Source organism: Micromonospora sp. NPDC047707, from assembly GCF_040704235.1.
In the GTDB taxonomy this organism is placed as follows: domain Bacteria; phylum Actinomycetota; class Actinomycetes; order Mycobacteriales; family Micromonosporaceae; genus Micromonospora.
The window spans coordinates 141435-167208 of the sequence record NZ_JBEYSU010000005.1; the positions used below are offsets into that span (position 1 = coordinate 141435).

At 71.5% G+C, this 25774-nt stretch carries 25 protein-coding genes and 1 pseudogene; 13 read left to right on the forward strand and 13 right to left on the reverse strand.

Features of this window, described 5'->3' with window-relative positions; all coding sequences use genetic code 11:
- The first annotated feature begins 22 nt into the window (after positions 1–22).
- The 3 genes from AB0873_RS07695 (at position 23) to AB0873_RS07705 (ending at position 3517) form a co-directional block, all read left to right on the forward strand.
- The gene (locus tag AB0873_RS07695) at positions 23–1117 is read left to right on the forward strand and encodes a ubiquinol-cytochrome c reductase iron-sulfur subunit (protein ID WP_155331013.1); all 1095 of its coding nucleotides are present in this window, start codon (positions 23–25) and stop codon (positions 1115–1117) included.
- The gene (locus AB0873_RS07700) at positions 1114–2736 is read left to right on the forward strand and encodes a ubiquinol-cytochrome c reductase cytochrome b subunit (protein ID WP_155331014.1); all 1623 of its coding nucleotides are present in this window, start codon (positions 1114–1116) and stop codon (positions 2734–2736) included. Before AB0873_RS07695 ends, AB0873_RS07700 begins: the two co-directional genes overlap by 4 nt.
- A 136-nt stretch (positions 2737–2872) precedes the next feature.
- Positions 2873–3517 (forward strand): DUF4142 domain-containing protein, encoded by a 645-nt coding sequence (locus tag AB0873_RS07705; protein WP_366598901.1) that lies wholly within the window; start codon positions 2873–2875, stop codon positions 3515–3517.
- A gap of 90 nt (positions 3518–3607) precedes the next feature.
- Here AB0873_RS07705 and AB0873_RS07710 read toward each other — a convergent pair whose 3' ends face one another.
- The 3 genes from AB0873_RS07710 to AB0873_RS07720 are packed head-to-tail and all read right to left on the reverse strand — an operon-like array spanning position 3608 to position 5345.
- Positions 3608–3895 (reverse strand): Lrp/AsnC ligand binding domain-containing protein, encoded by a 288-nt coding sequence (locus tag AB0873_RS07710; RefSeq protein ID WP_155331016.1) that lies wholly within the window; start codon positions 3893–3895, stop codon positions 3608–3610.
- Complete coding sequence (locus tag AB0873_RS07715) at positions 3892–4806, reverse strand: sugar phosphate nucleotidyltransferase (protein WP_366598902.1); 915 nt, start codon at positions 4804–4806, stop codon at positions 3892–3894. Before AB0873_RS07715 ends, AB0873_RS07710 begins: the two co-directional genes overlap by 4 nt.
- The gene (locus tag AB0873_RS07720; protein WP_366598903.1) at positions 4803–5345 is read right to left on the reverse strand and encodes an NUDIX domain-containing protein; all 543 of its coding nucleotides are present in this window, start codon (positions 5343–5345) and stop codon (positions 4803–4805) included. The genes AB0873_RS07715 and AB0873_RS07720 overlap by 4 nt, the downstream gene beginning before the upstream one ends.
- A gap of 403 nt (positions 5346–5748) precedes the next feature.
- Between AB0873_RS07720 and AB0873_RS07725 the strand changes: the two genes are divergently transcribed.
- Positions 5749–6435, forward strand: a complete 687-nt coding sequence (locus AB0873_RS07725; protein ID WP_366598904.1) for an SHOCT domain-containing protein — start codon at positions 5749–5751, stop codon at positions 6433–6435.
- A 339-nt stretch (positions 6436–6774) separates the two neighbouring features.
- Here AB0873_RS07725 and AB0873_RS07730 read toward each other — a convergent pair whose 3' ends face one another.
- The 7 genes from AB0873_RS07730 to AB0873_RS07760 all read right to left on the reverse strand — a co-directional run bounded on the left by AB0873_RS07730 (position 6775) and on the right by AB0873_RS07760 (position 11557).
- Positions 6775–7593 carry an MBL fold metallo-hydrolase gene (locus AB0873_RS07730; RefSeq protein ID WP_366598905.1) on the reverse strand — a complete coding sequence of 273 codons (819 nt, stop codon included), beginning with the start codon at positions 7591–7593 and terminating at the stop codon, positions 6775–6777.
- Positions 7594–7673: 80 nt separating this feature from the next.
- The gene (locus AB0873_RS07735) at positions 7674–8588 is read right to left on the reverse strand and encodes a TIGR01777 family oxidoreductase (protein ID WP_366598906.1); all 915 of its coding nucleotides are present in this window, start codon (positions 8586–8588) and stop codon (positions 7674–7676) included.
- Complete coding sequence (locus AB0873_RS07740; RefSeq protein ID WP_366598907.1) at positions 8585–9343, reverse strand: DUF2071 domain-containing protein; 759 nt, start codon at positions 9341–9343, stop codon at positions 8585–8587. Before AB0873_RS07740 ends, AB0873_RS07735 begins: the two co-directional genes overlap by 4 nt.
- Positions 9344–9670: 327 nt before the next feature.
- Positions 9671–9910 carry a VOC family protein gene (locus AB0873_RS07745; RefSeq protein ID WP_366599013.1) on the reverse strand — a complete coding sequence of 80 codons (240 nt, stop codon included), beginning with the start codon at positions 9908–9910 and terminating at the stop codon, positions 9671–9673.
- A 62-nt stretch (positions 9911–9972) separates the two neighbouring features.
- A complete protein-coding gene (locus AB0873_RS07750; protein ID WP_366598908.1) occupies positions 9973–10494 on the reverse strand; it encodes a hypothetical protein in 522 nt (173 codons plus the stop codon).
- Positions 10481–10918 carry a MarR family transcriptional regulator gene (locus AB0873_RS07755; RefSeq protein WP_366598909.1) on the reverse strand — a complete coding sequence of 146 codons (438 nt, stop codon included), beginning with the start codon at positions 10916–10918 and terminating at the stop codon, positions 10481–10483. The genes AB0873_RS07750 and AB0873_RS07755 overlap by 14 nt, the downstream gene beginning before the upstream one ends.
- A 36-nt stretch (positions 10919–10954) precedes the next feature.
- Positions 10955–11557, reverse strand: coding sequence for a TetR/AcrR family transcriptional regulator (locus AB0873_RS07760; RefSeq protein WP_366598910.1), 603 nt, complete (start codon positions 11555–11557; stop codon positions 10955–10957).
- A gap of 94 nt (positions 11558–11651) precedes the next feature.
- On the opposite strand from AB0873_RS07760, the gene AB0873_RS07765 reads away from it, so the two are divergent.
- Positions 11652–13052, forward strand: coding sequence for an MFS transporter (locus tag AB0873_RS07765; protein ID WP_366598911.1), 1401 nt, complete (start codon positions 11652–11654; stop codon positions 13050–13052).
- Between the two features lie 87 nt (positions 13053–13139).
- A complete protein-coding gene (locus AB0873_RS07770; protein WP_366598912.1) occupies positions 13140–14471 on the forward strand; it encodes a GNAT family N-acetyltransferase in 1332 nt (443 codons plus the stop codon).
- A gap of 228 nt (positions 14472–14699) precedes the next feature.
- On the opposite strand, the pseudogene AB0873_RS07775 reads toward AB0873_RS07770, so the two are convergent.
- From AB0873_RS07775 to AB0873_RS07785, 3 genes and pseudogenes are all read right to left on the reverse strand, one after another.
- A pseudogene (locus tag AB0873_RS07775) lies at positions 14700–14933 on the reverse strand (VOC family protein); the annotation flags it as partial.
- A gap of 245 nt (positions 14934–15178) precedes the next feature.
- Positions 15179–16969 (reverse strand): HD domain-containing protein, encoded by a 1791-nt coding sequence (locus AB0873_RS07780; RefSeq protein ID WP_155334110.1) that lies wholly within the window; start codon positions 16967–16969, stop codon positions 15179–15181.
- A 128-nt stretch (positions 16970–17097) separates the two neighbouring features.
- Positions 17098–18855, reverse strand: coding sequence for a DEDD exonuclease domain-containing protein (locus AB0873_RS07785; protein WP_366598913.1), 1758 nt, complete (start codon positions 18853–18855; stop codon positions 17098–17100).
- Between the two features lie 161 nt (positions 18856–19016).
- On the opposite strand from AB0873_RS07785, the gene AB0873_RS07790 reads away from it, so the two are divergent.
- From AB0873_RS07790 to AB0873_RS07820, 7 genes are all read left to right on the forward strand, one after another.
- On the forward strand, positions 19017–20465 hold the full coding sequence (locus AB0873_RS07790; protein WP_366598914.1) for an NYN domain-containing protein: 1449 nt from the start codon (positions 19017–19019) through the stop codon (positions 20463–20465).
- Positions 20466–20679: 214 nt separating this feature from the next.
- Positions 20680–20895: a hypothetical protein gene (locus AB0873_RS07795; RefSeq protein WP_366598915.1), complete on the forward strand. Its 216-nt coding sequence runs from the start codon at positions 20680–20682 to the stop codon at positions 20893–20895.
- Between the two features lie 206 nt (positions 20896–21101).
- Positions 21102–21620: a hypothetical protein gene (locus AB0873_RS07800; protein WP_366598916.1), complete on the forward strand. Its 519-nt coding sequence runs from the start codon at positions 21102–21104 to the stop codon at positions 21618–21620.
- Positions 21621–21686: 66 nt separating this feature from the next.
- Positions 21687–22535 (forward strand): DUF4097 family beta strand repeat-containing protein, encoded by an 849-nt coding sequence (locus AB0873_RS07805; protein WP_366598917.1) that lies wholly within the window; start codon positions 21687–21689, stop codon positions 22533–22535.
- Between the two features lie 25 nt (positions 22536–22560).
- Complete coding sequence (locus AB0873_RS07810; protein ID WP_366598918.1) at positions 22561–23514, forward strand: ATP-binding cassette domain-containing protein; 954 nt, start codon at positions 22561–22563, stop codon at positions 23512–23514.
- The gene (locus AB0873_RS07815) at positions 23511–24302 is read left to right on the forward strand and encodes an ABC transporter permease (protein ID WP_366598919.1); all 792 of its coding nucleotides are present in this window, start codon (positions 23511–23513) and stop codon (positions 24300–24302) included. Before AB0873_RS07810 ends, AB0873_RS07815 begins: the two co-directional genes overlap by 4 nt.
- Positions 24303–24513: 211 nt before the next feature.
- Positions 24514–25773 carry a M48 family metallopeptidase gene (locus AB0873_RS07820; protein WP_155331038.1) on the forward strand — a complete coding sequence of 420 codons (1260 nt, stop codon included), beginning with the start codon at positions 24514–24516 and terminating at the stop codon, positions 25771–25773.
- The last annotated feature ends 1 nt before the right edge of the window (position 25774 follow it).

Sequence of the window (25774 nt, forward strand, 5' to 3'; positions counted from 1 at the left end):
CCGTCCGTAGCGAGGTGACGGCATGACCACCACCCAGACCGGGCATCCGCGGATCCCGGCCAGCCGGGAGCCGCTCGACGTGACCGAACCCCGGCTCAGCCGGTTCGAGATCGTGCAGGAGGGCGCCCGGCGGGACGACATCGAGATCGTCCACTACGAGCCGCAGGTCGTCCCGGGCAGCAAGGCCGAGCGCCGGCTGGTCCGCACGGTCGCGTCGTTCTTCCTGCTGACCGGCCTCGCCGCGACGGCCTTCCTGGCCATCTACATCTGGTGGCCGTGGGAGTACGCTCCGGGCCGCGGCGGCGACAAGTGGTACACCCCGCTGCTCGGCGTCACCCTGGGCATCGCCCTGCTCGGCATCGGCTTCGGCATCCTCACCTGGGGCAAGAAGCTGCTGCCCAAGGAGGTGTCGATCCAGGACCGGCACGAGGGCGCCGGCTCCGAGGAAGACCGCATCATCACCGGCCAGACGATGCTCTACATGGCCGACGAGCTGGGCGTGAAGCGCCGGCCGCTGCTCGGCCTCTCGCTGCTGGCCGGTCTCGCGCCGGTCGGCGCGGTGGCCGCGGCGCCGCTGGTGGGTGGCCTGATCTCCGACCCGCACAAGAACAACCAGATGTTCACCACCGGCTTCGCGCCGGCGGAGGGTGGCGGGAAGATCCGGCTGGTCCGCGAGGACGGCCGTCCGGTCCGCCCGGCCGACATCAGCAGCGGCGGCCAGCTCACCGTGTTCCCCGGCATCGACCACGGCATCAGCAACAAGCACGCCGACTCGCCGGCGCTGCTGATCCACCTGCGTGACTCCGACGCGCAGGAGGCCCGCCGCGCCAACGAGCGGATCGGCCACGGCGACTACATGTGGGGCAACTACGCCGCGTACTCGAAGATCTGCACGCACGCCGGCTGCCCCGCCAGCCTGTACGAGCAGCAGACCAACCGGCTGCTCTGCCCGTGCCACCAGTCGCAGTTCCTCATCACCGACAACGCGAAGCCCATCTTCGGCCCGGCCAGCCGGCGGCTGCCCCAGCTGCCGATCGAGGTCGACGCCGAGGGCTACTTCGTGGCGAAGTCCGACTACACCGAGACCGTCGGGCCCGACTTCTGGGAGCGGCCGTGAAGCGGCGAAAGTTTGACATGGCAGCCGTCCCGGGCAACGCCGCCCGGGGGGTGGACGACCGCTTCCAGGTGGCTACCCCGCTGCGCCGGCTGCTGAACAAGGTCTTCCCGGACCACTGGTCCTTCCTGCTGGGCGAGATCGCGCTGTTCTCGTTCATCGTCCTGCTGCTGACCGGTGTCTTCCTCACCTTCTTCTTCGAGCCGGCGATGACCGAGGTGGTCTACAACGGCAGCTACGCCCCGCTGCGGGGCACGCCGATGTCGGCCGCGTACGCCTCCAGCCTGGACATCTCGTTCGACGTCCGGGGCGGCCTGATCATGCGGCAGATGCACCACTGGTCGGCCCTGCTGTTCATGGCCGCGATCGTGGTGCACATGCTGCGCGTCTTCTTCACCGGCGCGTTCCGCAAGCCCCGCGAGACGAACTGGATCATCGGTTCGCTGCTGTTCTGGGTGGGCTTCCTCGCCGGCTTCACCGGCTACTCGCTGCCGGACGACGGCCTCTCCGGCACCGGCCTGCGGATCGCCTCCGCGATCATGCTGTCGATCCCGGTGATCGGCTCGTGGCTCACCTCGTCGATCTTCGGCGGTGAGTTCCCCGGCACGATCATCATCAGCCGGTTCTACATCGCGCACGTGCTGCTCATCCCGGGTCTGCTGGTCGCGCTGATCAGCGTCCACCTGGGCCTGGTCTTCAAGCAGAAGCACACCCAGTGGCCCGGCCCCGGCCGGACCAACGGCAACGTGGTCGGCGAGCGGATGTTCCCGCGGTACGCGATCAAGCAGGGCGGCTTCTTCATGGTCGTCTTCGGCGTGATCGCGCTGATGGGCGGTCTGTTCCAGATCAACCCGATCTGGCTGTTCGGCCCGTACGAGGCGTGGGTGGTCTCGGCCGCCAGCCAGCCGGACTGGTACGTCATGTTCCTCGACGGCTCCACCCGACTCATGCCCGCCTGGGAGATCACCATCCCGATCGGCGACGGGTACGTGATCCCGCCGCTGTTCTGGCCGACGGTCGTCCTACCCGGCATCCTGGTGGGCCTGTCGACGCTCTACCCGTTCCTGGAGGCCCGGCACCTCAAGGACCGTAAGAGCCACAACCTGCTGCAGCGGCCCCGGGACGTCCCGGCCCGCACCGCGGTGGGTGCCATGGCGGTCGCGTTCTACGTGGTGCTGACCCTCTCCGGGGCGAACGACGTCATCGCCGACAAGTTCCAGATCAGCCTGAACGCGATGACCTGGGCCGGCCGGATCGGTCTGCTCGTCCTGCCGCCGATCGCGTACTACGTGACCTACCGGGTCTGCCTGGGTCTCCAGCAGCACGACCGGGAGGTTCTCGCCCACGGTGTCGAGACCGGCATCATCCGGCGGCTGCCGGACGGCCGGTTCGTCGAGGTCCACCAGCCGCTGAGCGCGGCCGACCACGACGGGCACGGCGCGCTGGAGTACGCCGGCTGGGTCGTCCCGAAGAAGATGAACCGGCTCGGTGCCCTCGGGCCGGCGATCCGGGGCTTCTTCTACCCGATCGAGAAGCCGGCCGAGGCGCCGGTCTCGCCGGGGCACCCGCCGGTCGAGCCCCGCGCCGAGCGGGAGGAGATCGGCAGCGGCGAACGCCGCTGACCCACCTCGTACCATCTCGTGGCGCCCGCCGGATTCGTCCGGCGGGCGCTACGCGTTTCTCCCACCGACGGAGACGGAGGAATAACCCGGGCCAGCCGGGTATCCGTGCGGTCCAACGTCTCAAGGGGGGGAAGGCATGTTGGGAATCAAGCGCCTGGGCCTGCTGGCCGCGCTGGTGCTGGTGGGTATCGCACCCGCCGCGGCCGCCCAGGCCGCGGTGCAGCCGTCACAACAGGACACCCAGTACCTGCAGGCGATCCACCAGGTGAACCTGTTCGAGATCACCGCGGGTGAGCTGGCCCAGGAGAAGGGCCAGAACGAGCAGGTCAAGAATCTGGGCGAGATGTTCAAGACCGACCACACCCAGCTGGACCAGTCGGTCCAGGACGTCGCCGGCCAGTTCGACGTGGAGCTGCCGGACGAGCCCACGCCGGAGCAGCAGAACATCATCGACCAGCTGAACAATGCCAGCGGCGAGGAGTTCGACCGGCTCTGGGTGACCAACCAGCTGACCGGGCACGTCCAGGCCATCCAGGCCACCCAGACGGAGATCTCGCAGGGCTCCGAGCAGGCGGTGGTCCAGCTGGCGCAGACGGCGCTGCCGACGCTGCAGGCGCACTACGACGAACTGGTCCAGCTGGCTGAGCAGCTCGGCATCCCGGTCCCGCAGGCCACCGGCACCGGCACCCCGAGCCCGGGTGGGACCGCGCCGGGGGGTCCCGGCACCGAGACCCCGGCTCCGGGCGGCACGACCGAGTCGCCGGCTCCGGGCCAGAGCTGACCTTCGGGGTACGCAGTACGACGGCCGGTCCACCACTGGGTGGACCGGCCGTCGTGCGTCGTGTCGGGCGCGGCGGCCCGGCCTCCGTGGTCAGTCGGCGCCCGCGAGGCCGATCGCGAACGTCTCCTCCAGGTCGTGCTGGGAGTACGCCCGGAACGCGATGTGGGACTCCGTGTTCAGCACGCCCGGCACCTTCGAGATGCTCCCGGCGATGACCTGGGCGATCTGCTCGAACTCGCGCACCCGGACCATCGCGATCAGGTCGACGTGCCCGGCCACCGAGTAGACCTCGCTGACGCCGGGCAGAGCGGCCAGGGCCTCGGCCACCTCGGGGATCGAGTCGGTGGCGCAGTCGATCAGCACGATCGCGGTGATCACGGGACGGTTCTCCGTTCGTCGGCGTCGTCGCTCATGCTAGATGTTCCCGGGCGGGGCGGCTGGCCGACGCCGACGGTGAGGTCGGTACCCGCACGGACGGCGTCCCGCAGGTGCTCGCCGGGGTGCACCGTGGCACCCGGCCAGACCACGGCGTGGGTGACGTCGCCGCGGACGACGGCGTCCGCTCCGACGACCGCCTCCCGGCACCGGCCGGTCACCACGGCACCGGCGTCGACGAGGGTGCCGCCGCCCGCCGCGTGCAGGTTGGCGGCGAGGTAGTCGGCGGGGGTGCCGGTGTCGTAGAAGGTGCCCCGGTAGGGGACGACGGTCAGTTCCCCGGCCGCCTCGGCGGGCCGCCACACCGTCCGGACGAGGTCGCCGAACTCGACCGGCAGGTCCCGGACCCGCCGCCACGGCAGCAGCGAGAACCCGGTGAAGACGTGGCCGTCGAAGGTGCCCGGCGCGGCCGGGTCCGGGGCGGGCTGGCCGAGCAGGCGTACGGTCTCGCCGTCCCAGCCGCCCAGCAGCGCGGCGATGTCCGGCCCGGGTGGGCGGGTCGGGTCGGCGAGGTACGCGTCGGCGTTGCCCACCAGGACGCCCCGCCCGTCGATCCAGTCGCGGAGGTTCGCCACGCCCCCCGCGGTGCCGAGCGGCCCGTCGGGCTCCACCGAGAGGTGCGCGCGGTCGCCGACGTGGCGGACGACCTGCTCGGCGAGGTAGCTGGCGTTGACCGCCACCCGGGCCGGGCCGGTCAGGTCGAGCCCGGCGAGGCGGGCGAGCGCCCGGTCGAGCAGCGGCACGTTCCCCACCGGGCACAGCGCCTTGGGGACGCGCTCGGTCAACGGCCGCAGCCGGGTGCCCTCGCCGGCGGCGAGGACCACCGCGCAGACGGGCGCGCCCTCCGGGGTCACGGCCGGACGTCGGGCACGGGCGGCGGGAACTGCCCGGCCAGCGGCCCGATGTCGTAGTAGGCGAGCAGGCGGGCGGTGGGCCAGGTCAGCCGGGGCAGGTCGTCCAGCGGATGCCAGGCGGCCTCGAAGACCTCGGCGCCGTCGACCGTGAAGGTGGTGGTGGAGGCCGGCACCTCGGCGGTGAACACCACGTCCACCCAGCCCTTGGCGTGGACGACGGCGTTCGGCGTCGCCGGGCGCAGGTCGCGGGGCGACAGGCGGATGCCGGTCTCCTCGTACAGCTCGCGGGCCGCGCCGACCACCGGCATCTCGCGTTTCTCCAGCAGCCCGCCCGGCAGCGTCCAGCCGTTGCCGGGCGGCTGGCGCAGCAGCAGCAGCCGGCCCGCCCCCTCGGCCTCGGCGTCGCGGACCAGGGTGACCGCGCCGACGATGTACTTCGGCACGGCCAGCCGGACCAGGCGGCGCCGCACCGGCAACGGCAGCCGGTAGAAGACCTGGTACGCCACGGCGCGCCCGGTGAAGCGGGAACGGGGGATCATGGGTCCAGGCTAGTGCCCGTGAGGAATGTTCGGACGGTCCGGGGCGCGATGGGTTGTCGTACTCCGCTTGATGCGACGGTGACTCAGTTGATGGGTTACACGGGCCTTGAGCATGCCGGATACGGACCGTGACGCCGACTGTCCACGACGGCTGGCGTGCCAGGCATCCGCTTCTGCCGATGAGAGTGTGGTCGAGGCGTTCGATCGGGTCGCGTCCCATCGACGGCCGCTGCTAGCGTCACCGGCAACCCTTGAGAAGGGAGTGCCGATGGTGGATCGGGCGGAGGTCGGTGGACGGCCGCGGTCAGTAACGATTGCAGCGACTCTGATGACCGTCGTGGCCGTCGGGTATCTCGCAGACGCGGTGGCGGTCGCCGCTGGGGCAGTTGCATACCCGGACCGTGTGCGCGAGGCACTGAACGCCTCCGAGGTCGACCCACGTGCCTTTGACGCTATCAAGCCATTGGTCTCGGCATTGCCCTACGTCGCGGCGTTGATCACCGCCGTGGCAGCACTGGTCCTACTGGGTATCGCGGCCTCGGTGCGTGCGGGGCACTTCGCGGGCCGCATCATCGCCTGGATCGCGATCGGTCTGTCCCTGACGTGCAGCTTCTGCGGGCTGGGCCAAGCTGGTACGCCCGCTTTCAGCGGAATCGCCTACGTGTCCGCCTTCAGCCGTGACGCCTCCGGAACTAACACGTTCGTCCAGCGGTTGCCGGCCGCGTACCCGGCGGCCTATCAGTACCTCAGCGCCGGCTTTGCCCTCTTCGCGATGCTCGCCCTGATCGTCGTCGTCGTGCTGCTCGCGCGACCCTCAGCCAACCGCTTCTTCCGTCCGGTCAGACAGCTGGCACCGCCGTCAGCTACTCATTACCTGGCCGACTCGGCGCCAGCAACTCACTACCTGGGCGACTCGGCGCCAGCAACTCATTACCTGGGCGACTCGGCGCCAGCGCCGGTCGGTGGGGCAGCCCGTCCGATCATCGGCCAGATTTCCCAACTGTCGGTGCTGGTCGGGCAGCATCAACGCGGCGAGTTGACCGACGAGGAGTTCGCTGCGGCTCGCCAGCAACTGCTCGGTGGCCCCTGATTCCAGCCCGTCAGAGATGCTGGTATCCACCCGGCGGGAGACGCAGCTGCGCGCCCTCAGTGTCACACTCGCACCTCCCGCCATCGGCCACTGCGCGGTAACGCCCGCACATGCCGCGAGGCGCGCTACGCAGCGTCCCGTCGCGCCGGTTCGGGTGCCCTTGCGGACGTGCCGAGTTGAGTGCACTCGATCATGCCCAGAAAATGCGTTCCGTATGGAGCTCAGGTGCAATCAGAAGTTAGGCGCGCAATTACCCGCGGGTGGCGACGGAGGATGAAGCGCTGCATTCAGCCGAGGACGGTGCGTGGGCACCCCGGCAGCTTGCAACCGAGAACGACGTCAGTCGCTGTCATGAGGCGTGAGGTGGACGGTGGACGGTGGACGGTGGACGGTGGACGGTGGACGGTGGAGATGATTGTCGATGAGGTGATGCAGGCGGTGCCGGTCGAAGCTGTGTCCGTGTCCGGGATGAGTGAGGCGTACCGGCAGGTTGCGTAGCCTTCGCAGTGAGCGTGCGTAGTGCTCGGTGTCGCTGCCGGGCAGGGAGTCGAGCAGGACGTCGTCATAGACAACGTCTCCGCTGAACAGCGTGCCGTCGCTCTCGTCGAACAGGGCGATGCTGCCAGGGCTGTGACCGGGTAGATGCAGGACCGTCAGGGCGTGGTCGCCCAAGTCGAGCAGGTCGCCGTCGGCCAGCGAGCGGGTGCGTGTCGCGGGGCGTACCCGATAGGTCTCGAGGTCATAGTCGCCGTGCGGACGGGCGGTCAGCAGCGCTGGTGGCAGGACTTCGTCGAGGCCCAGTTGGGCGGCCAGGACCGGGCCGTGCAGGGAACCCGGTGCTGGGTCGTCGACGAGTTCGAGCGGGTGGGCCCAGACCTGGCTGAATTCGTACGCGGATCCCATGTGGTCGAGGTGTGCATGGGTGAGGACCAGCACGGGTTCGCGGTCGAAGCGCTCGCGGAGCAGCGGCACCAGCGTGGTGACGCCCAGTCCGCAGTCGACGAGCAGGTCGCGCTCGCGGCCGCGCAGATGCCAGACGTTCGCCCGGAGCAGGGGACGGACGTAGGGTTCCTCGATGAGGGTGGTGCGCTCGTCTACATCGGTGAAACGAAACCACTGTGGCGCCACGGGCAGATCGCCCACATTCGTGATGTTCATGCGGCTGCTTTCGTTAGGGTGGCCGGCCTATTCGGCGGCGCTGTTCGCCGATCCTTGCCCGGTCGGGCCCACGGGTGCGGTCATCGGCGGGTTGCTCCGCCGAGTAGGTCGGCGACCGCGGGTCCCAACTCTGGATAAGTGAACTCGAAGCCGGCATCGCGCAGCCGCTTCGGGACGCACCGACGGCCGGTTAATACCAATAGCGGATCGGCGCGCATGAACACCGATCCGACCCGGACCAGAGGCGCAGGGGTGGGAACACCGGCGGCACGACCCATCGTCCGGCGGAGCGCGGCCATGAGATCGCTGTTGCGTACGGGGTTGGGGGAGGTTGCATGCACAATGCCCGACAGCATGGGGTCGTCCACGCAGTGGCGCACGATCGCACACAGGTCGTCGATGTGCAACCAACTGATCCACTGTCGGCCGCTGCCCATCCGGCCACCGAGACTCCACCGCACGAATCCGGTCAGTCGATCGAAGGCCGGGGTGTCGCGGTCGAACACGATGCCGGTACGCAGCGTGACCTGGCGCGCCGCGGTGATCTCCGCCGCGGCGTCTTCCCAAGCCCGCGCGACACCGGCCATCTGCGGTGGATCGTCGGCGGGCGGGGCGGATTCGTCGAGCACCGCCTCCCCGGCGTCGCCGTAGATCGCCAGCGTGCTCATCTGTAAAAGCACTGGCAACGGCCGGTCCAGACCGGTGCAGGCGCGGGCGAGCGCCCGGGTAGGTTCCGTCCGGGAACGTGTCAGCAGCGCGATGTTGGCCGGTGTCGGCCGCCGGAACACCAGTTCACCGCAAAGGTTTACCAATGCGGCGTCGGACAGTTCAGATGCCCAGGGGCCGACGGTTCGACCGTCCCAGTGCACCTGCCGGCCCCACCGGACCCGCGCGACCGAACGGCTCAGTACCACCACGTCGTCGCCCCGACCGGCCAGGTCGCGGGCGATCCGTTGCCCGAGCGCCCCGGAACCGCCGGCGATGACGACCTTCATCGGCTGCAGGTGGTGACCGGGCCAGCGGTGGGCCGCACCGCCATCGGCGGCAGCGAATTCCAAGTGGCTGGGACATTGCGCATCAGCAGCCCGCAGTCGGGTATCGCGGATCCCGGGGGGAACCGGGCCGGGTCGTCGAAGAACGTGGACTGTACCGAGGCCAGCTCCACCGGCGTGACCCGCCAGCCCTGGGTGAGTAGTTCCACGGCGTCGAGGTGGCTCGGATCGGGGGTGGTCGAGAAGCCGGTGGCACCGCGCCGGAAAAACTCCGACGCCTGGTCGACGTCATGGAAGAGGTGGCTGCCCGACAGGGCGGCTGCCATACGGACGTGGACGTCGACGCGTACCGCATCGCCCGGATCGACGAAGGCGATCCGCAGCTCGTCCGCGCTCTCTCTCACGTCGAAGCGGCTGCGGTGGTGCCGCCCCGGGAAGAGCCTGCCGCCGACCCAGGAGTTGAGCCGGGAGCCGGTGTCACGGCGTGGGATGTAGACGCCGTGTGCGACGCCGTCGGGTGTGTCCCACTCAACCGCGATCCGGTGCGCGCCATTTTCGCTACGCAGGCCGAACGGTGCGGGCACGGATGGGAGACGGACGCCGCTCAACCGGATCAGGCAGATGCCCGACACAGCCCACCCGTTGACGACCTGCGGTCGCAGCGGGGCGGGTAGAAGCCGTGCAGTGGCCTCCGGGTCCGTGCGGTAGTTCACGAGGAGGCGGCGCTGGACGACGCTCACCAATCGGGGGGCTCTCATATGGCCGCCTTCCTTATTCCGGCGCGCCGCTGGCGTTGCCGGAGTAATACCTGCTCAGGCAGAACGCGCACGCCAGGTTGAGCGGTCGCTCAAACTGGAGCTTACGACGTTTTGAGCAAGCGCTCAACCCGGCGGTCACCGTCGGCCGAGCGCCTAATAGGAACGCCTGATAACACGCTTATACCAACAAATTGGGCGCGCCTCTGTCGATAGGGAGGAACTAATGAGGTTCTGCATCCTCTTCTGCCGCGATCCGATCGTTACATACCGTTACGGTGGCAGGCGCCGCTGGCGCACGATCAAGCCGATGAGCGATCGGCGGCTTCCTCAGTCGAGACAGAACTCGTTGCCTTCGATGTCCTGCATCACGATGCACGAGTCGGTGCCGTCATACAGCAGTCGCACGCGGGTCGCGCCGAGCGGCACCAGCCGCGCGCACTCGGCCTCGAGTGCGGCCAGCCGCTCCTCGCCCTCGAGCCCGGTGCCCACCCGAACGTCGAGGTGCATCCGGTTCTTGGCCACCTTGCCTTCGGTGGCATATAGGAAGAATCGGGTATCTTGACCGATGCGACCAGAGGCAGGCCCGGTGAACCAAGAACCGACCGGTGAGGTCCATGTCTTGGACGGCGTTAGCGGGTGGCGTGCTGGCCGTGGTCGCTGACCTGGGCGTCGAACCAGTGGTGCAGGGCGTTGCGCAGCTCGGCGTCGCTGGTGGTGTAGGTGACGCGTGCCCCGTCGGGGGTGGTTTGGTAGTCGATGGTGATTCGCCCGCCGTGCGCGCGGAGCGCTTCCAGGCCGGGCATTTCGTTGCCGTGGATGCGGGCAGGGTCGGTGAAGTCGCCGCGCCGGAAGCGGTCCACCTCCGAGGTTAGGTGCTGCTGAATCAGGGTGATCTGAGCATTGTCCTGCGGGTCGTCCGCGACCACGGTCTGCACGCCGCCGGTGTCGGTCTTGGTGAATTGATGGGTGGTGCGGTCCAGGTCGAACGGCATGACGGACGCGCCCCGTTCGGCGACCTCGGCCTGTCGGCTGGAGCTCGCCGGTGTCGGCGTCGCTGAGTCGTCGGCGCAGCCGCTGGTGAGCGCGGCGGCAGCGGCGGCAGCCACCAGCAGCAGGGCTCGACGGGTGCGGGGACGGTCAAGATGGTTCAACGGTGGCCTCCGCAAGGGTTTGGAGCGCGCGCACCACGGCGTCGCGTTGGTCATCGGGTATGCGGTCGAGGAGGGCGGTGAGCCGGTCACGGCGCGCGTCGGCCTGCCGAGCGGCTGCGGTGGTCCCGGTGTCGGTGAGCACCAGTAGGACCCCGCGGCCGTCACCGTCGGCGGTCTCCCGGCGCACCCAACCGCGGCTGACCAGGTTGGTGACCAGGCGGCTGACGGTGCTCTTCTCCAGCCGCAGGCGGCGGGCCAGCTCCACCTGACGGATCCGCCCCTCGCGGGCGATCTCCACCATGGCGTGTGCCTCGGAGACCGGCAGCGGCTGGCCGCACGGGGTGCGGTCGGGCTGATGGAGGCCGAAGTTGCGGACGAACCGCATCAGGGCCTCCTGCGCGGCGTCGACCTCCCCACTGTGCATGGTTCGAGCGTACAACCAGATGGTTCGACAGTGCAACTATCTTGATGGCCTTGGCGCCGCCGGGATCGCGCAGACGGCCAAGGCCATCTCGGCAACGAAGCGTGGCGCATCGGTCGGATCGAGCCGGCCGGCGGCGACGTCACCTGCCGCGCCGTGCAGGATGTGGTGCAGGGCGCTGGCCAGCAAGTCGGCGGGGATGTCGGCCCGGAAGACGCCTTCGGTCTGGCCACGGCGGATCAGGTCGTCAACCCGCTGCTCGGGTTTGGCGTGCAACTCCTGCACGCGCCTCGGGGGCAGGGTCGACTCCGCCGCCTGCAGGACCGAAGCCGCCTGGGCGATCAGCAGCCAGCCGGACTCCATGAGCGACCGCAGCCCGTCGCGGGGATCGCTGCTGAGGTCGATGGCCTCCAACACCTCGTCGCCCTGGCCCAACAGTCGGACCAATGCCGCTTCGACCAGGGCCTCTCGGGACGAGAAGTGTGCGTACAGCGTCACCCTGCCGACCCCCGCCTCCCGCGCGATGTCGTTCATGCTCGCCTCGGCGTTCCGGCCGAGGCAGGTGACGGCCGCCTGCACGATCTTCTCGACGTTCTGCCGTGCGTCGGCTCGCCGGGTCGACCTGGCGGCGGAGTGAGCCATGCAACTTCCTTAAGTCGAACAGCGCTTGTGCGGGTTACAGTACTCGGACAAGTTGAACAAGACCTGTACGACTTAGCCGCCGGAGGTGATCATCGTGTCCGAGTCCATGACCGCAGCCACCTCGACACCCAACCCAACCAGCACCCCAGATCCACGACGCTGGCGAATCCTGGGGCTGGTCGGCGTCGCGCAACTCATGCTCATCCTCGACGTCACCGTCGTCGCGATCGCCCTGCCACACATGGGCGCCGACCTCGACCTGCGGCGGGAAGCCCTCACCTGGGTAGTCAGCGGCTACACCCTCGCGTTCGGTGGGCTGCTGCTGCTCGGTGGTCGCGCCGCCGACCTGTTCGGCGCCCGCAGGCTCGTCCTGGCCGGTCTGCTGCTGTTCGCGGCGGCATCACTGACCGCCGGACTGGCCACCTCCGAACCGATGCTGCTGACCGGTCGGGTCGCGCAGGGCATGGCCGCCGCCATGCTGTCACCGGCCGCGCTGTCGCTGATCGTCACCATCTTCGACGGCGACGAACGCAACCGGGCGCTCGGCATCTGGTCCGCCCTGGGCGGCAGCGGTGCCGCCCTGGGCGTCCTGCTCGGCGGACTGCTCACCGCCGGACCGGGCTGGGCGTGGATCTTCTACATCAACGTCCCGGTCGGGATCGTGCTGCTGCTCACGCTCCGCTCCCAGCTGCCGGCACAGGCGGCACCCGCTACCAGAGCTGCACTCGACGTTCCCGGCGCGGCCCTGGTGACCGCCGCGACCGCAACCCTGATCTACGCGCTGATCAGGGCCGGAGACCACGGCTGGACCACCTGGACCACCGCAGTCCTGCTACTGCTATCGGCGTTCTTCTACGCCGGGTTCGTGGCGCGTCAGCGCCTGGCCGTGAGTCCGCTGATGAGCGTGCGGCTGCTGACCCGCAGGCCGGTGGCTACCGGCACCGTGCTGATCCTCGTCGCCACCGCGCTCATGATCATGATGTTCTTCCTTGGCACGTTCGCCCTGCAGGAGCATCACGGCTACGGCGCGCTGACCACCGGACTGCTCTTCCTGCCCGTCGCGGTGTCCACCATGCTGGGCGCGAACCTGGCCGGGCGCGTGATCGGCCGCACCGGACCCCGCACCTTGGCGGTGACCGGACTGGCCATTGCCGCCGTCGGTCTGGCCATCCCCGCGATCTGGGACGGGGCCGCTCCCATGGTGGCCGGCATGACGGTCGGGGCGGCCGGCACCGGGGTGCTGTTCGTGGTGGCGTCCGCTACCGCACTGGGACAGGTAGCGCCACAGGAAGCTGGCCTGGCCTCCGGAATCGTCAGCACCTTCCACGAGTTCGGCGCCTCACTGGGCGCCGCCGTCGTATCCAGCATTGCCGCCGCCAGCATCGCCGGGACCAGCACCGAGGGGTTCACCCGCGGCTTCACCACCGGCGCGATCGTCGCCATCGTGACCGCCGTCGCGGCGCTCGTCATCACACCGAGTGCACGCCCCAGGTAGCAGCCGACGAGCGGCCAGCCGGCGCCGACGGCGGTGGAGTGCTGCTGAGGCCGGCCAGCACTGGGCACATCCGTTAGGAGACAAGGTATGACAGGGGAAGACGACCGTTACGTGATCCGGTCGGGACGCGCCTGCGACGCTGCCGAGCTCGCTCGGCTGCAGGCGTCGGTGCAGCTTCAGGCGGTGACCGGCGGGCAGCCGCATCCGGGCATCGCCGCCTGGGTCGGAGACCTGCTGGGTGGTCATCCCTCGGTCGTGCCCGACGACTTCCTGGTCGCCGAGGACTCGGTGACCGGCCGCCCGGTGGCCAGCCTGGTCGGGCTGCGGCAGGACTGGCATCTGGCCGGGGTCCGGCTGCCGGTGGCCCAAATCGAGCTGGTCGGCACGGCGCCGCAGCATCGCGGGAATCGGCTCACCGAACGGCTGTTCGCCGCGCTGCACCAGCGGAACGCGGTCGACGGTGTGCCGGTCCAGATCGTCGAGGGGATCCCGTACTTCTACCGGCGGCTCGGCTACGAGTACGCCCTGGCCAACGACGGCGCTCCCACGATGCCCGCCACCGCCCTCCCGGCCGCCGAGCCGGACAGGTCGAACGGCACCGGCGGCCTGACCGTGCGCCCGGCCGCCGTCGCCGACGCGGACGAACTCGCCGAAATCGACCAGCGGGTCGCCGACGGCAACGCCCTGGTCTGCCCGAGGGACGCGGCGGTGTGGCGGTACGAGATCGCCGGGCGCCGCCCGGCGGACATCGCCCGGCGCGAGGTCGCCGTCCTGGTGCACGGCACCGACGTGCGGGGCTACCTGGTTCACGGCGCCCGGCTCTCCGCCGCCGGCGAGCTGATCGTGGTCGCGGCGGCCTGCAGGCGACCGGCCGACTGGCCGCAAGCCGCCACCGCCATGCACGCACACCTGGGCCAGGTCGGCCAGCAGTACGAGGCATCGGCGGGACAGCCGTTCGCCGCGGTCCGCCCCCTCCTCGACCCTGAGCACCCACTGGCCCGGCTCGGCCCGCCCGGCGCATCCAGGCGGCCCAGAGGCTGGTACGTCCGCACCGGCGACCCGGCCAACCTGCTCGCCCGGCTACAACCGCTGCTGCGGGCTCGCTGGCACGCAGCCGACCTGCGATGGCCTGAGCCGGCGCTGACCATCGACACGTACGGTCGCGCCGCGCGGCTGGAGTTCACCGACGGCGATCTGACGGCAGTGACCGCCATCCACGGCGCCGCCAGCCCGTCCACCGACCCGCAGACCCACGCCGCCATCCCACCCGGCGCTCTGCTTCAACTCGCCCTCGGCCACCGCACCCTGCCCGAGGTGCTGGACATCTGGCCGGACTGCCTCCTCCGCGACCGCCTCACCGAACACCTCCTGACCACGGCGTTCCCCCGGGTACCGGTCTGGGTCTGGCCCCGCAATTGACCAGCGCGCGAGCTGACGCCGCTTCCAGAGAATCGAACGGCGCAGCTACGTACCGACCCGCCGACACGTCCTCTGGTCCGCGCCAACCGGCTGGCCCGATTGGCTGGTTGCCGAGCGGAAACCTCGACCGGCGCCCAGGGTCCGGCAACCTGGCCAGCCATAACGTCACCCGATAGACCGTCGCTCCGCCACCACGGGAAACTCGATATCGGTTCCTGGTTCGTCACGTTTCCCCTCCGGCACGCGCTGGAAGAACAGTCGCGGACCCACGCCCGAGGGATCGACGCAGGCGAACCACGAACCCTGCTCCTCGGGCGGCAACGAGCGCTGGAAGTCTTCCCACCTGGCGAACTCCCCGGGGGGCGGCGGGACGACGTACCCCAGCACCTCACACCAGAACCGAGCGACGCGCTCGGGTTCGGTGCAGTCGAAGGTGACCTGCAGCTGCTTCACCGATGGCATGGGTGCACACCCTAGTGGCGTGTGCGACCCGCCGCGACGAGGATTACATCGCGCGCCACGGGCCATCCGCTCTTGCCGCTGATCGCGCGTCCTGACCGGCGTCGAGGATCGCATGCCTCAGCAATAGGCGGCACGCCAGTTACGCACCGTGACAGCCGAGCCCGGGGAGAGCCGGCCAACTGTCACCCTTCAAGTGAAGTCGATGTGTAACGGATCAAGTGCAGCCCGGCACGGGGCGCGACGGGTCACTGCCGGTGGTCGACCAGGTCGATGAGCTGCTGGACCACCGCGTCCGGCTCGATGACCCGGTCGAAGACCGCGACGAGCAGGGTCTCCAGGTCGGGGTAGCCCAGTTCCTCGGCGAGCCGCAGCAGCGGCAGGTCGCTGGCGAGGCCGCGATTGTGCCTGCGCAGGGCCAGGCCGATGGTGGCCCGGCCGAGCCGGACCTTGTCGGTGATCGAGATTCCGGGCTCGGTGTGGTCGGCGAACCACCGGTTGATCTGCATCTGCGCGTGCGGCGACTTGACGAAGCCGAGCCACTCCTTGCGGGGGCCGCGCGGGGCGGCGTCGGCGTCGAAGCCGTTGGCCGCGTCCGTCTCGGTGAAGATCTCCACCACGTCGCCGTCCTCCAGACAGGACGAGAGCGGGGCGAGCCGGCCGTTGATCCGGGTGGCCAGGCAGTGGTCGCCGCGTTCGGTGCCCAACTCGTACGCCAGGTCGACCGGGGTGGCGCCGGCCGGCAGCACGACCTGGCGCCCGTCGGCGAAGACCTGGATCTGCGATTCGGCGAGGTCGCAGCGGAGCGACTCCAGGAACTGGGCCGGGTCGGCCGTCTCCTGTTCCCAGTCCAGCACCCGGCGCAGCCAGTCCAGCTGCTCGGCCTGGACGGCGGCACCCGCGCTGGCGCGGGGGAAGCGGTAGGTCGCGGCGATGCCGTACTCGGCCGAGCGGTGCATCTCGGCCGTGCGGATCAGCACCTCCACGGTGTGGTCCCGGGGGCCGCAGACGCTGGTGTGCAGGGACCGGTACAGGTTGTTCTTCGGTGAGGCGATGTAGTCCTTGAAGCGGCCGGGCACCGGGCGCCAGACGCCGTGGATGGCGCCGAGCGCCGCGTAGCAGTCGGTGGCCGGACCGTCCACGATGACCGCGATGCGGGGCAGGTCGTACGGCGCGGTGTGGCCGCCCGCGACCGTGTCCTTCCAGATCGAGTACAGGTGTCTCGGTCGCGGGGTCACCTCGGCGTCGACCCGGCTGCGGCGCAGCGCCGTCCTGGCCCGGGCGACGACGGCCTCGAGGTACGCGGCCCAGCCCGGCCGGTCGTGCACGTGGCGGGCGATCCGGGCGTGCTCCTCCGGCTCCAGGTGCAGCAGCACCACGTCGTCCAGCTCGCGCTTGAGGGTCTGGATGCCCAGCCGGTCGCAGAGCGGGATCAGCACCTCCTGCGTCTTGCGGGCGATCCGCTCCCGGGACGCGGCCGACCGGACCCCGAGGGTGCGCATGTTGTGCAGGCGGTCGGCCAGCTTGATGATGAGCACGCGGACGTCCTTGCCGGCCGCGATGATCATCTTGCGGATCGTCTCCGCCTCGGCGGCCTTGCCGTAGAACGCCTTGTCGAACTTCGTCACCCCGTCGACCAGGTGGGCGACCTCCGGGCCGAAGTCGTCGGCGAGCGCCTGCAGGGTGTAGCGCGTGTCCTCGACCGTGTCGTGCAGTAGCGCCGCCACCAGGGTCGTGGTGTCCATGCCCAGGTCGGCGCAGATCTGGGCGACCGCGAGCGGATGGGTGATGTACGGCTCACCGCTCTTACGGAACTGCCCCCGGTGCATGGTCTCGGCGATGGTGTACGCCCGGCGGAGCACCGACGGGTCCGTCCCGGAGTGGATGCTCCGGTGGGTGCGGACCAGGTGGCCGACCGGGTCGGTGTCGGCGGTGGGCCAGGTCAGCAGCGAACGCAGACGGCGGGTCAGCGGCAGGTCGCCCGGCTGGGTCGGAAGCGCGCCCCCCAGGGCGGCGCCGTGTCCGGCGTCGACGTCCACGAGGGACACCTCCTCACCCCGGCCCCACGGCCGCCGGACCCGGCAACCGGGAGCAGGCCCACGAAACGGGCAGGACTGCACTTCCTTAACAGCGTAAGCGAGTCGACGTCATCCGATCGGTCACTTGGTCATGAGCTTTCGGTCGAGAGTTGGTGGGACGCCGCGCCCTCCGCCTTGGCCAGCAGGTCCCGGAAGCGGCCCGCACCGGCCACCGGGGACGACCAGCCGGAGGAGACCTCGACCAGGCGGGTCTCCGGACGCTCCAACCAGGACAGGATGCGTTCGGTCTCCTCGGCGGAGGCGCGGGGGACCGGCCCGTGGCCGGGCAGGACGGTCTCCGCGGTGGCCCGGATCGCGGCGATCGTCGGTCGCGGATGGACACCGGGCGGTGACACACCGGCGCCGGCGAGCCGCCCGTGGCGGACCAGCGCCAGCTCCCAGCCCCCGCGCGCGGCCGGCCGGGCGGCGGCCAACTCGGCGATCCCGGTGAGCGCGGCGAGCCGCTGCATGCGCACGGCGGCGCGCAGCACCGCGGCCAGCCGGGACCGCACCACGGCGGCCTCCTCGTACCGCTGGGACCGGGAGAGCACCTCGATCCGGGCGAGCAGGGCGTCCACCACCACCTGCGGGTCGCTGGCGGTGGCGGTGCGGAACGGCGTGGCCGCGCGGGCCGCGTACTCCTCGGGGCTGATCCGGTGCTCGCAGGGCGCCGCGCACCGGCCCAGCTCGGCCAGCGCGCACGCCGGCGTCACGGTCCGCAGCGAGAGCCGGTGCGTGCACTGCCGCAGCGGCACGGCGTCGTGGAAGCCCGCCGCGGCCAGCTCCGCCGCCCGGCGGGAGGTGAAGGGCCCCAGGTAGGCCTCGTCGCCGGGGGCGAGGTCGCGGACCACCGACAACCGGGGGTACGCCTCGTCGGTGAGCTTCAGCCAGACCACCCGCTCGGGGAACTTCGACCGCCGGTTGTACGGCGGGGCGTGCGCCCCGATCAGGCGCAGCTCCCGCACCTCCGCCTCCAGCGAGTGGGCGCACTCCACCGCCTCCACCCGCTCGGCCGCGGCGAGCATCTCCGAGATGCGGGCCCGCTTCTCGGCCGCCGTGAAGTAGCTGCGGACCCGGGTGGCGATGTCGACCGAGGTGCCGACGTAGAGCGGGCGGTCGTCGGCGGCGCGGAAGATGTAGACGCCGGGGGCCTTGGGCAGCCCCTCGGCGAGGTGCCGCTTGCGGCGCTGGGTCGGCGTGACCGCGCGCGCGAACTCGATCGCGTCGCCGATCGTGTGCACCCGGTGGCCGCCCAGCCGGCCGATCAGCCCGTGCAGCACGTCGACGGTGGCCTTCGCGTCGTCGAGCGCACGGTGGGTCGGCTGGGTGGCCGTGCGGAAGAACGCCGCCAGGGTGCCGAGCTTGCGGTTGGGCACCTCGTCCCGGGTCAACACCCGCCGGGCCAGCGCGGCCGTGTCCAGCACGCGGGGGTTGGGCCACCGGTAGCCGTGCGCGGCGCAGGCCGCCTTGAGGAAGCCGACATCGTACGGGGCGTTGTGGGCCACCAGGACCGCGTCGGTGGAGAGGAACTCCAGGAAGCTCGGCAGGACCTGCTCGATCGGCGGGGCCGGCAGCAGCATCGCCTGCGTGATGCCGGTGAGCACGGTGATGAAGGGCGGGATCGGCACGCCGGGATTGACGAGGGTGGCGAGCACGCCCAGCTCCTTACCGCCGCGGACCTTCACCGCGCCGATCTCGGTGATCCCACCGCCGTCCGGCGCGCCGCCGGTGGTCTCCAGGTCGACCACCACGAACGTGGTCGCGTGGAGCGGCAGCTCCGGGTCGACGCCGCCGACGGTCGGGTCGAGACCGGCGAGCGACTCCTGGACGTACTCCTGTTGTGCCATCGGCGGGCAGGCTAGCGGCCCGGTCCGACACTCCCGCCCCACCGGCCCCGGCGGCCACCGTCGCCCCGGGAACGTCGTCGCGACCCTCCGGAGATCCGCCGCAACGAGAGATCGGTTCACTCGATGGGCGCTGGGCCCGGTCTCGGTGGGAGACTTGGCCCATGCCCCTCGCCGAGCCGTACGACGACCACCTCCCCGCGGAGGAACCGGTCGCCGCCGCGCCCGACGCGGGCGTCGAGGGTACGGGGGGCGCCCTCGACGACCCCGTCGTGGCCGGCGCCACCGCCGACGACGGCGGTCCGGAGCCCGAGCCGGTGCTGCCCGAGCCGGTCCGCCAGCGGATCGTGACCCTCGCCGCCGCCGTCCTGCCCGTCCTGCCGGCCGACGAGGTGCCGGTCCCGCTGCGCAGGGTGGCGAAGTTCGCCCCCAACCGCCGCGCGCGCCTCGGCGCCCCGGCGATCGCGGCCCAGCTCACCAGCGACCCGCTGTTCCGGCAGCGGGTCACCGCCCGGGTGCTCGCCGACGCCGGGGACCTCGGCGCGGCCGTGGTTGACGGCACCGCGCCGGCCGCCGCCGACCCGGTGGAGGTGGCGGCGCTGGCGTACCTGGCGCGTCCGCGCGGCTGGCGGGAGCTGGTCGAGGCCAGCGGCGCGGCGGTCCGCGCCGAGGCGGACAGCGCGGTGGTGGCCGAGCTGGTCCGGGAAGCCGAGCAGCGGGCGACCCGCGCCGAGCACGACCGGGCGGTGGCCCGGGTGGAGGCGGAGAAGCTCCGCGACGAGCTGGCCCGCGTCCGGGAGGAGCTGGGGCAGCTCCGCGAGGAGGCGCGGCAGCTCGGGCGGTCGCTGCGCGAGACGCAGGCCCGGGAACGGAAGGCGTCCGAGCTGCTCGCCACCGAGCGCGGCCGGGCGGCCCGGGCGGCGGCCGACGCCGACGCCGAGCTGCGGCGGGCCCGGGCACGACTGGCCGAGGCGGAAGCCGCGGCGGGGGTCGCGCGGGCCAGCGCCAAGGAGGCCCGGTCGGTCGACGACGCCCGGCTGTGGCTGCTGCTGGAGACCATCGGCCAGGCCGCCGTCGGGCTGCGGCGGGAGCTGGCGCTGGACCCGGTGGACAAGCTGCCCGGTGACTTCGTCGCCGACGCCTTCGCCGACCAGTCCAGCACCACCGCGGCCGGCACGGCGGCCCGTGCCCGGGACACCGACGACCCGGCCCGGCTGGACCAGCTGCTCGCCCTGCCCCGGGCGCACCTCGTGGTCGACGGCTACAACGTCACCAAGCGCGGTTTCGGCGAGATGTCGCTGGAGCAGCAGCGCAAGCGGCTCATCACCGGTCTGGGCGGGATCGCCGCGCAGACCGGTGACGAGGTGACGGTCGTCTTCGACGGTGCCGAGCGGATGCACGGCCTGCCGCCGACCCCGCGCGGCGTCCGCGTGCTGTTCTCCCGCAAGGGGGAGACCGCCGACGAGCTGATCCGACGCCTGGTCCGGGCCGAGCCGCCGGGCCGGCCCGTGGTGGTGGTCTCCTCGGACCGCGAGGTGGCCGACGGCGTCCGCCGGCACGGCGCGTACCCGCTCGGGGCCGACGCGCTGGTGCGCCGCCTCGCCCGCTCCTGACCGGTTGGATCGTCCGCCGACCGCCGTCGCGCCGGCACCGGCCGACAAGGCGTGGAACGCACCGAACCGGCCCGGGGCCGTTTCCTTCCAGGATCTCCCTGATGGCCGCCGCTTGTCCGGATTCTGTCTTACCCCGCGGTTAGCGTCGATGTTACCGACGGTGGTCGGGCGGCGACGATGCCGCATGATCGCCGCCAGCTCATCAGGAGGCGTGATGCTCATCGAGTGTGACCGGTGCGGGATCCGGGGTGACGGCTGCTCCGGCTGCCTGGTGACCGCCCTGTTCGACGAGGCGTCCCCGACCGCGGGGCTCGGCTCCGCCGAGGCCCGGGCGATCGAGGTGTTCGCCCGGGCCGGGTTCGAGGTGGAGGTGCTGCCGGAGCCGCGGCGCGAGGTGCGCGGCGCCGGCCGCCGCCGGCGGGTGGCCTGACGGGTCCGTTCCGGCGAGCCGGCGACGCCGTGGCGGCAGAAGACGGCTGACCGGCATTCGCACGTTCTGACCAGGACGACCGGCTTCGGCCCGCCGTTGTGGTGGCAGCAGATCGTCCCCCGTGGCGCCAGCTCCAAGTCGCCGTGGCATCTAACCTGAGCCAAAGGTGCCTTGCGATGGTGCCGCTGTGGTGCCATGATGGCACCATGAACCTCACGCCCTATGTCGAACTGCTCCGCCGGGAACTCGCGGTGGCCGCCGCGGCCGGCGGGGACGAGGCACGGGAGCTCGCCGAGCGCCTCACCGCGCCCCTCGAGTCGGCGATCCGGCTCACCCTGCTGGAGGCGCTCTCCGCGGCCACCGCCGAGATCACCCGCGACCTGGCCCCCGGCTCGGTCCACCTGCGCCTCACCGGGCGGGACCCGGACTTCGTCGTGACGCCGGCGGCCACGGAGCAGCCCGCGGCCATGGACCAGGCACCGGCCGCCCCCGCGGCGACGGTCGACGAGACCGCGACGTCCGCCGGCGACAGGGGCGCCACCGCACGCATCAACCTCCGGCTCCCCGACGACCTCAAGGCCCGGGTCGAGGACGCCGCCGCCCGCGAGCGGCTCTCGGTCAACTCCTGGCTCGTCCGGGCTGCCGCCACCGCGCTGGGCACCGGCCCCAGCGTCAGCACCGCCGCCGCCAGCTCCGGTCAGCGATTCACCGGCTGGGCGCGGTGACCCGGCCCGCGAAACCGCGACCAGCCGCCAACCATCCCGTCGCCACTCACGCATTGGGGATCAGCAATGCCGACCTTTGACACGCCCGACCCGATCTCCGCCACGATCAGCCTCAGCTTCGTCGCCGGCAACGTACGGATCATCGCCAGCGACCGCGGCGACACCACAGTCGACGTACGACCCATGGACGCGTCCAGCAAGGCGGACCTCAAGGTCGCCGAACAGACCCGCGTCGAGTACGCCGACGGCACGCTCACGGTCAGGGTTCCGAAGCAGCTCAGCGCCCTGTTCGGCCGGACCGGCGGGGTCGACGTCACGATCGAGCTGCCGTCGGGCTCCCAGGTGCAGGGCGACACCGGGATGGGCGAGTTCCACTGCGAGGGGCGGTTCGGCGAGTGCCGGCTCAAGTCCGGATACGGACCGATCCGACTCGACCAGGCCGGCCCGGTGCACCTGAACAGCGGCTTCGGGGACGTCATCGTGAGTGGTGTCGACGGTGGCGCCGAGGTCACCACCGGCAGCGGCGCGGTACGCATCGGCCGGATCGACGGGCCGGCGAGGGTGAAGAACTCCAACGGCGACAGCTGGATCGGGGAGGTCACCGGCGACCTGCGGGTCAACGCGGCGAACGGGAACATCAGCGTCGACCGGGCACACGCCGGCGTCACCGCGAAGACCGCCAGCGGCGGCGTACGGATCGGCGAGGTCACCCGCGGCGCGGTGGCGGTCGAGACCGCCGCCGGCTCCCTGGACGTGGGCATCAGCGCGGGCACCGCCGCCTGGCTAGAGCTCAAGACCTCCGCCGGGCGCGTCCGCAACGAACTCTCCACCACCCCGGCGCCCGACAGCACCGACCAGACCGTCGAGGTGCGGGCCCGCACCTCCGCCGGCGACATCATCATCCGCCGCGCCTGACCCACGGACACCCGGAGGAGATCCCATGTCCACACCCCGAGCGGCCATCAGCGCCACCGGGCTGCGCAAGGCCTACGGTGAGAAGCTCGTACTCGACGGCATCGACCTGACGGTTCCCGCCGGAACGATCTTCGCGCTGCTCGGCCCCAACGGCGCCGGCAAGACGACGACCGTCCAGATTCTCTCCACCCTGATCCGCGCCGACGCCGGCGACATCCGGATCGACGGGCGGGACCTGGCGCGCGACCCCGACGCCGTACGCGACGCGATCGGCGTCACCGGGCAGTTCTCCGCGGTCGACAACCTGCTGACCGGCGAGGAGAACCTGCGGCTGATGGCGGACCTGCGTCACCTGGACCGGGCCACCGGGCGGCGGCGCACCGCCGAACTGCTCGACCAGTTCGACCTGGTCGAGGCCGCCCGCCAACCGGTGGTCACCTACTCCGGCGGCATGCGCCGCCGCCTCGACCTCGCCATGACCCTGGTCGGAAGCCCACGGGTCATCTTCCTCGACGAGCCGACGACCGGCCTCGACCCGCGCAGCCGTCGCACCATGTGGCAGATCATCCGTGACCTGGTGCGCGCTGGGGTGACCATCTTCCTCACCACCCAGTACCTGGAGGAGGCGGACCAACTCGCCGACCGGATCGCGTTGCTCGACCACGGGCGGCTGATCGCCGAAGGCAGCCCCGACGAACTCAAGCGCCGCATCCCCGGCGGCCACGTCCAACTGCGGTTCACCGACCCCGCCGACCTCGGCCGGGCCGCCCGCACGTTCGCCGACGGGGTGCGCGACGACGACGCGCTCACGCTGCGGATCCCCCACGACGGCAGCGTCCGGTCCCTGCGTGCACTGCTGGGTTGGCTCGACGACGCCGCGGTCGAGGTCGAGGAACTGTCGGTGCACACACCGGACCTCGACGACGTCTTCCTCACCCTCACCGGGCAACCCCAGCAGGAAAGGGCATCCGTGCGATGAGCACCGCCACCTACGCCGTACGCGACTCGGCGACCATGCTGCGGCGCAACCTGCGACGCATGCAGCGCTACCCGTCGATGACGCTGATGCTCCTCGGCATACCGGTCGTATTCCTGCTGCTGTTCGTCTACGTGTTCGGCGGCACCATGGGCGCCGGGCTGGGCGGCGCTTCGGGCGGCCGGGCCGACTACGCCAACTACATCACGCCGGGCGTGCTTCTGATCACCGTCGCCGGCGTCGTCCAGGGCACGGCGATCTCCGTCGCGATGGACATGACCGAGGGCATCATCGCCCGCTTCCGCACGATGGCGATCTTCCGCCCCTCCGTGCTGACCGGCCACGTCGTCGGCAGCATGATCCAGACCATGCTGGCGCTGCTGGTCGTCACCGGGGTGGCCCTGCTCGTGGGCTTCCGGCCCACCGCCACCCCGATCGAATGGCTCGCCGCCATCGGCATCCTCGCCGCGATCACCTTCGCGGTCATCTGGTTCTCGGTCGCCTGCGGCCTGGTCAGCAAGAGCGTCGAGACGGCCAGCAACCTCCCCATGCCGCTGATCCTCCTGCCGTTCCTCGGCAGCGGGTTCGTCCCCACCGACACCATGCCGGCGGCGGTGCGCTGGTTCGCCGAGTACCAGCCCTTCACCCCGGTCATGGAAACGCTCCGCGGCCTGCTCCTGGGCACCGGCATCGGCAACAGCGCCTGGCTGGCCGTCGCCTGGAGCGCCGTCGTCACCGTCGCCTGCTACCTGTGGGCCCGGAAACTGTACAACCGCGACCCCTCCCGCTGATCCACCCGACCGGTCGACGGGTGTCACGTGGGTCCACGCGGCACCGTCGCGGTCCTTCCACACCACGGATCAGGTCGTGGACCCCCGCCGCGGCGGACGGCGAGGGCACTACGATGGGCGCTCACGGCGGGAGGAGCGGTATGACGCGGACACGGCGCGACGACGGCAGGCCCGTCGTGATGGCCGGCGCGCCGGGCCGGGAGACGGTCCGGTGAGCCACCGCGGGTGGGCCGTGCTGACGCTGGTCGGGCTCGTGCTCGCGCTGGCCGTCGCCGCCGCCGTCCTCATCCCGTGGCAGCGCCCGCCGGCCCCCCGCGCCGACCAGCTCGCCGCCCTGCGCGACCTGCCGGCCGAGCAGGTGGCCCGGGGCCGCGAGTTCCGCGCGGCGCTGCGGCCCGGTGGCTGGGCCGCGCTCGGGATCGGGCTGCTGGTAGCGCTCGCGCTCGGGCTCACGCCGCTGGGCAGCCGCCTGGTCGAGCTGGCCGGGCGCCCCTTCGGCGGGCACTGGGCCGCGCAGGCGGTGCTCGGCGGGCTCGCCGTGGTGCTCGTCGCCGACCTGGTCACGCTGCCGTTCGCCGCCTGGCGGCACGCCGTCCTGACCCGCTACGGGCTCGCCACCAACGGCTGGGGCGGCTGGGCCGTCGACCTGCTCAAGTCGTACGCCGTCAGCGCCGTCATCGGCGCGGTGGCCCTGCTCGGCTTCTACAGCGTGATCCGGCTGGCGCCGCGCTGGTGGTGGGCGCTCGGCGCGGCCGGAGCGGCCGGCCTGGTGGTGCTGCTGTCGTTCGTGCTGCCGGTGCTCGTGGAGCCGGTGTTCAACCGGTTCACCCCGATGGAGCCCGGCCCGCTGCGTACCCAGCTGATGGACCTGGCCGCCCGCGACGGCGTACCGGTCCGCGACGTGCTGGTGGCCGACGCGTCCCGCCGCACCCGCGCGGTCAACGCGTACGTCTCCGGGCTCGGCCCGACCCGGCGCATCGTCGTGTACGACACGCTGCTGCGCGAGGCCGGCCCGGCCGAGGTGACCGCCGTGGTGGCGCACGAACTGGGCCACGCGAAGGACCGGGACGTGGCTGTCGGCACGCTCACCGGCGCGCTGGGCGCGGCGGCGGCGGTCGTGGCGCTCTACCTGCTCGGCTCCTCCGGTCCGCTGCTGCGCCTGGCCGGCGTCGACTCAGTCGCCCAGCCGCGCGCGTTCCCGCTGCTGGTGGCCCTGGTGACGGTGGCCGGGCTGCTGTCCGCGCCGGCGCAGGCGCTGATGTCCCGGCGGGTCGAGGCACGCGCCGACGCCCACGCGCTCGCGCTCACCGGCGACCCGGCGGCCTTCGAGGCGATGCAGCGGCGGCTCGCCGGCATCAACCTCGCCGACCCCGATCCGCCTCGTCTGGAGTACCTGTACTCCGCCTCCCACCCGTCCACCGTGGAGCGGATCGCCGCCGCCCGCGCCTACGCCCGAGAGGCCGGTCGATAGC